This window comes from Enterococcus spodopteracolus (assembly GCF_030441955.1).
In the GTDB taxonomy this organism is placed as follows: Bacteria; Bacillota; Bacilli; order Lactobacillales; family Enterococcaceae; genus Enterococcus_B; species Enterococcus_B spodopteracolus.
Map to the genome: position 1 here is coordinate 435,481 of NZ_JARJHD010000002.1, position 6,490 is coordinate 441,970.

Genomic DNA, 6,490 nt, shown 5'->3' on the forward strand with positions numbered 1-6,490 from the left:
AGAAAAAAGAGTCTATAGGGCTTAGACTCATACAATTTGTAGAATTTATCAGCGATTTTTTTCTCCGTTGTGATTTTTTCTAATTATGAAATCGCTTTCTCTGTACACATCAGCTCGATCATTTCAATCATATCTTGCTCATTGGCTTCATCTATAGATAACATATCACATTAAACTTGGTCAAAGAGAACCAAAAAAGTGATTTTCGAGGAAAATAAGGAACTTAAATAGCTAAGTTATTTAAAGTAATAATAATAGAAAAAGATTGCTAAATCGATCGTTCATATGCGATTTATGGATAAACATATGGAATTAGTAAAACGTACTATTGAACAACTGATATAAATTAGTTTACGATAAATACATAAATTGACGAAGTCATAAGAACTTCTTGAGACCAACTAAAATCTGATGCAAGAATGGCAATCTGTTTTTTGCAGACTTAGGATGAACATAGATTTAAAATCAGTGGTTTCTAGTAAATGGATAATGAATAACTAGTCAGAGAAAACCAATCAAGTGCAAAATAATTTTAAAATTTTGCAGGAACAAATAAAGGTTCATTTCAGATCTAAAAAGGTTTAATCGGGGTGTAATTCGCTTTAAATCTACTTTGTATAATATATAGAATGTCGTGCACCACTTAAAATCTCAAACAGTAACCGTAAAAAACAGCCTAGGAGGTCCCTAAGCTCTTTTTTATAGTTTCTTTACTTGATATTTTTTTATTTATACATGTGTTATAATACTTGCCAGGAGGTGTTACTATGGCTAGACCGCCTATGAAAGATCCTACCAAAAAAAAGAAACAAGTATCTCTTACCGTTTCTCCAGATCTGATTACTTTGGCACGTGCTAGGGGAATCAATTTAAGTCAACTGTTGGAAAAGGCAATTTTAGAAGAAGTTTCTAAAGGAAATAAAGAATTGCAGAGATAGTAGGACAGTAAAATAAAAAAATAAAAAAATATATTAAAATACTTGCTAAAAAGTTTATTTTTTTGTATTATTTAAATAAGGGTTAAAACAAGTGTAGATCTAATTCGAATTATCGAACTAAATCTTATTTTTTTTACCTTTTAAAACAAGTATTAAAATACATTTTCAAAATAAGTTAACTTGGGAAATGGAGGAATGACATGAACGTAGAACAAGAAGTAATCGTATTAGGAATGTCGCCGTATAGCTTTAAAAACGACGACAAAGAACAAGTTGAAGGGTTGACTGTCCACTACGTCGCACCTAAAGAGCCTCTAGAGAACGGCACTGGCTTAAAACCTATCAAGGCAACTATGGATTATCAAGAATATTCCAAGTACCAGCACCAACAATTTCCAGCTCTATGTACCCTAAAAGGCGAGTTCCGTTTTTCGTCCAATCGAATTGCGATTGTCTCATTTAGTAATTTCAAGCCAATTTTTGAACCAGCTAAGTGAACGCCATGGAATCATTAGACCCACAGCTTTTACAGGATATCTTAAGCGAATTAAAGACGTTTAATCAGAATTATTCTGACGAGCTAGAAAGAGCGGAGAATGAACGCACTATACAAGCTACTGAGGATTCTCGTCATGCTGAAATACTTGCTGAGGAGAAACAAGCGGCGTTAGAGGATCAACGTAAGAAAGAAGAACAGATCAAAGAAAAAGAAGCCACCGCTCTTGAATTAGATCAAGAGCGGTTCGAGAAAATCGAAAGTTTTTTTGAATCTTTTTCAGACGAAGCGAATCAAGTAATTGAAGGTCAAAAGACTCATTTTCAGTTGATTGAAGAACGTCTAGATCGAATAACTTATGCGATTGAAGCAGTACAAGTAGACGAGCAGTCGATTGTTTTGAACGATCGTTCAAACGCCTATTCAATCATATTTATTACTGTTATATTAGCCGCTATTCCGATTTATTTTGTTGGTAAAGTTGTCAATAAAATGTTGAGCGGTATTATATAAACTATTATCAAAGGAGGAATATATACATGCAATTTGACACATCTAGCGCACTTGCACCTATCTCCAATGCGATCAATTCTTTAGTAAGTGACGTAATCAGTTTAGTTACTACTAATACCCCTGTGATCATGGGTGCGGTCGTTGCCGTTGCCGCAATGGGTATTGGTTTTAAACTTGCGAAGAAGTTTATTGGAAAAGTTGGATAATTAAAAGGAAGAAGGAGGGTGGCCGGAGCGTCACCTTTTTTTGTAAGGAGAAACTATGAAAAAAATACTGCTATTTTTCTGCTTACTATTTTCTCTTTTGTTCACGAGCACACAAGCAGACGCATTAAGTTTTGCGGAAGCTCCGACCTTAGCCGATTACATTGAACAACGTGGAGAAGAGCGATTGCCTTATATTTTATTTGCATTAGCTAGATTACATTTTAGTGTCAATCGACCAGTCGATTGGAATGAACTCGAAATGATTGGTACAGAGTTGCTTCAAGACATGAACCCAATTCACTTAGCTGAGTTTATTCTCACAAATACTTATCAGGTGAGATTGACTCGTGCCGCCTATGATCTTATTGCCGATAGCTTAACGCATGAAGTCGCTGTTGTTGAAAAAAATTATTTTGATTTTGACGGATCGTATAAGCCATTAAATGCACATTCTATATTAATCCGAAGAAATACCTATATTGATATTGCTAACCTTTTCGAAGCGAATACGATCACTATGCACGTGACACCCTATGAAAAAGGCTACCACTACAACGGAACGAATTTGTTTATCAATAATATCAAATTGACTCTAGAGATTCCGCATATTATGCCAACAGATAAAGTAGTAGGAGTCGACATAACGACCCATCAAGATAGACCAAGCTCCCGTAGTATTCCGTTTGTTGGCTCAATAGGAAATACGTACCATTATGAACAGAATGCCGCTGGTGGTGCAGTATCATATAATTTTTTTCGTATGCCACAAGACTATTCTCAAAGTCTTTCAAATCTGCGATTGTTAACAGGTATGAAAGCAACGATTGAAATTGGTGATATGAAACGTGTGATTCATGGTATTGGAACCATTAATTCCGATCTCGAAATAAACCAAAAAATTACCATTGACCCAAATACACCAGTTACGGAAATCGGTAACGGTGACGGGGACAATGGAAGTGGCGATAATGGGAATGGTGGAGAAGACAGCTGGTGGAGCCCGCTATTTGGATTTTTAGGTGATTATGTCGTTTCGCCGATCGTTGGAAAATTTAACGAACTTATGGATTTTCTTCAAGATAAGATTTTAGATCCCTTGCTCAACTGGTTAGCCGATTTTTTATTAAAGCCATTACTCGATTTCTTTGACTGGGTTAAACGTTTCTTTATTCCTGATTTTACTGGCGTGCTTGAAAAAATTAACGAATTAATTGATTTGATCACTTCTAAATTTAGTACAGTTTTTCAGTTCATTGAATCATTTCAATCATTATTCCAGTCTCAAAAATCACTTCATGATTTAGAAATAACCACTTATGGTGAAACACTTTATTTGTTCCCACGAAGTGCTTTCGAACTTGCTTTTCAAACGATACGCGCGATTTCAGGCGGAGCCATGGTTGTTTATACACTTGTTCGCTGTTATAAACGTGTGACTGGGGAAGGAGACGTAATCGAATGATTTTCACCCTTTTGATTGAAGCGCTGATTTCATTAGTTATTTTTATTGTCTCCTTACTACCAAGTCTGAATTTTGAGTTGTCAGTTGATTTTAGCGCACTGGCGAACGTAATAGGATACATTGATACCCTTATCTCGTTTTCTATTCTTCTCGCTTGTATCGCTGCTACGATTATTTTTGATAACTTTTCATTTCTTATGAAAATACTCAAATTCATTTTAAGCAAATTCGGTTTAGGCTAAACCGCCAGTACGCTTTAGCGCACGGCGGTTGCCTAAACGATTGATTTAAATAATTAAGGAGTTTTCAACTATGAAAAAAGCAAAAAAACGGAAGCTTACAGCTGAAGTATTACGAGATAAATTTTTACTAACTAAAATAGTCAATTTTCTTTTTTATAAAAGCCGTGATCTAAAAATATATGTTAAAAGAGATAGCCGGAAATTTGATCTCTTTGGCTTAAGTATCTATGCAGGTATGCAAGGAGAAGGAAAAACGGTGTCTTTAGTTGAACAGTTAGAGTATATTCGGCGCAAATATCCACAGGTAACTATATGTACAAATTTCGGCTATAAGAATCAGAATTTTCCCCTTAAAGCATGGGACTACATTATTGATACTGATTTTAAAAAAGAGTTTCCAGACGGAATCGTTTTTGCGATCGACGAAATACAGAACGAATTTAATGTTTATGAAACAAGAAATTTCAATATGGATTTGCTGTGGAAGATTACCCAACAACGTAAAAGTGGTGTAAAAATTTATGGCACGTCACAACACTTTACTCGTGTCACAAAGCCTTTGCGCCAACAGACGTTCGAAGTAGTTGAATGTCGTACTATTCTAGGTCGTTGGACGTTCCAGCGTGCTTTTGACGCACAAGAATATGACGCTTTAGTCGATAGTCCGCTTCAACTAAAAAAATTGTCACGAAAATGGCGCAAGAATTTTGTTCAAACGGATAAATTACGATCGCTTTTTGAAAGTTACGCAATTATTGAACGTTTAAAGAAAATTAATTCTGAAAATAGTTAGCGTTAGGTTGTGATTGATAAGCTTGCTTATCAATTGCGTTCTAATGCTTTCATGAAGTCGGCGGAATGACGGGCCGATTAGCTCGCAGAGCTAACATTTACTAGGCAACTAATGCACCGTTTTATAAATTTTAGTGAAACGCCTGAGACTACAGTAATTAAAGATAAGGAGTTTTTTATGATATCAGAAGGTAAGAAAAGAAAAAAAGTATATGAAGTGTTTAGAACGAGTAAATAGCGTATGTATACAAGTTTAGAATATGTCATTGTTCATAAAGTTGATATCTATGAATTAAATCGTTTTGGTTCAAATTGGCGTACTCAAACGCTAGTTTTTAAGTTGCCTGGAGATAAAAAACGATTATTTTCTTATCACGTGACAAATAAGATTGACATTTCTCATTTAAAAAAAGGGGATAGGATTAAACTTAATCTTCATGTTTTCGGTAAAGGTCGATCGACCTTTTTCAAACCAGAATTTTGTGTGAATGGAGTGTTGTTACTTGAATAATTCAAACAAAAAATTGACTTGCGGGGGGTCTAGTAACACCCCCCTAGACTGTACAACTAGAACACCCCTTGAGGCTTGTGTTGACTGGGTTTCAATCACTTTTAAGGAAAATATTTTTTTAAAAGGATTGTTACCTATTCTACATTTAGAGTTTCACGATTTCGAACACAAAGAACTTGCTGAAACAAATGAATATGACGATCGTTACAGCTATTTAAATTTGATCTCTATTATGACGAGAAGGGAAAGGGAAGATAAGCATGCTTTAACGCATATAGACATTAAAGGCCAAGGCTGTCGCTTTCTTGAAAACAATTGGCGACAAGGTTTTGATTGGATTGATTTCTTTAATATCTTGCGAACTTCGTTCACAATACACCATATTACACGCTTAGACGTTGCGATAGACGATTATAAAGGATTTTTAAACATTAGTACATTACACCGCAAAATGCGCTTAAAACACTTTAGAAGTACGGCCGGCACTCGTTCTTGGCGATATATAGAAAGTGGTGATATAGCTTCAGATAATGAAATTAACGGACAAACTCTTTATGTTGGAAAAGGAGATATAGAGTTTCGATTTTATGATAAATTTGGTCAACTAGTAAATTCTCAAAATGTTGATTTGGATAAAAATATTGATTTTTGGAATCGTTATGAGATTCAGCTTAGGCATGAACGTGCTTTAGCTGTTATGAATATGATTGCTAGTGGATATTTAGAAATAGGCGAATTAGTACGGTCAATCTTCTGTGAGTATTTGACTTTTCTCGTCGAGAAAAACAGTGATTCAAATAAAAGACGGTGGCCAGTTTGTAAGTTTTGGACGGATTTCTTAGGCAATGTATCTGGTGTGCGTTTGACAATGCAACCGCTAGAAAAATCTGTCTATCGTACGAAAAACTGGGTAGAAAAACAAGTTTCTGTGTCATTAGCTGTACTTGACGAGTGTTTGAATGATTCAGGTCATTACGTAGCTGGTTTGATTGCTGACGGACGCAAACGAATGACTAAGCAACACAGACAAATGATTGAGAACTACATTAACTTAGAAAACAAGCATTAGATAGGCGAAAGGATAAAACAAATCAAGTACAAAATAATTTTAAAATTTTGCAACGGCTCGAAAGAGTCGTTTTTTTGTGTTTTTCGGTTTAATTTGGTTTGATAAAGGTTTGATAGAGGTTTGATTTCACTTTGAATCTACTTTGTATAATATATAGAATGTCGTGCACCACTTAAAATCTCAAACAGTAACCGTAAAAAACAGCCTAGGAGGTCCCTAAGCTCTTTTTTATAGTTTCTTTACTTGATATTTTTTTATTTA

8 protein-coding genes are annotated in these 6,490 nt (G+C 35.0%); all 8 read left to right on the forward strand.

Translation table 11 applies throughout. The features are described 5' to 3' along the window. Positions 1-767 precede the first annotated feature (767 nt). The 8 genes from P3R27_RS04990 (at position 768) to P3R27_RS05025 (ending at position 6,229) form a co-directional block, all read left to right on the forward strand. Positions 768-938, forward strand: a complete 171-nt coding sequence (locus tag P3R27_RS04990; protein WP_271524794.1) for a type II toxin-antitoxin system CcdA family antitoxin — start codon at positions 768-770, stop codon at positions 936-938. Positions 939-1,138: 200 nt separating this feature from the next. Further along, the gene (locus tag P3R27_RS04995; protein WP_301357289.1) at positions 1,139-1,435 is read left to right on the forward strand and encodes a hypothetical protein; all 297 of its coding nucleotides are present in this window, start codon (positions 1,139-1,141) and stop codon (positions 1,433-1,435) included. Between the two features lie 5 nt (positions 1,436-1,440). Then, positions 1,441-1,947 (forward strand): hypothetical protein, encoded by a 507-nt coding sequence (locus tag P3R27_RS05000; RefSeq protein ID WP_271524798.1) that lies wholly within the window; start codon positions 1,441-1,443, stop codon positions 1,945-1,947. A gap of 26 nt (positions 1,948-1,973) precedes the next feature. After that, a complete protein-coding gene (locus tag P3R27_RS05005) occupies positions 1,974-2,153 on the forward strand; it encodes a hypothetical protein (protein ID WP_271524801.1) in 180 nt (59 codons plus the stop codon). Positions 2,154-2,208: 55 nt separating this feature from the next. Beyond that, positions 2,209-3,615: a hypothetical protein gene (locus P3R27_RS05010; protein ID WP_271524803.1), complete on the forward strand. Its 1,407-nt coding sequence runs from the start codon at positions 2,209-2,211 to the stop codon at positions 3,613-3,615. A 312-nt stretch (positions 3,616-3,927) separates the two neighbouring features. Further along, a complete protein-coding gene (locus P3R27_RS05015) occupies positions 3,928-4,650 on the forward strand; it encodes a hypothetical protein (protein WP_271524805.1) in 723 nt (240 codons plus the stop codon). 240 nt (positions 4,651-4,890) lie between these two features. Then, the gene (locus tag P3R27_RS05020; RefSeq protein WP_271524806.1) at positions 4,891-5,160 is read left to right on the forward strand and encodes a hypothetical protein; all 270 of its coding nucleotides are present in this window, start codon (positions 4,891-4,893) and stop codon (positions 5,158-5,160) included. Beyond that, positions 5,153-6,229: a replication initiation factor domain-containing protein gene (locus P3R27_RS05025; protein WP_301357288.1), complete on the forward strand. Its 1,077-nt coding sequence runs from the start codon at positions 5,153-5,155 to the stop codon at positions 6,227-6,229. The genes P3R27_RS05020 and P3R27_RS05025 overlap by 8 nt, the downstream gene beginning before the upstream one ends. Positions 6,230-6,490 lie beyond the last annotated feature (261 nt).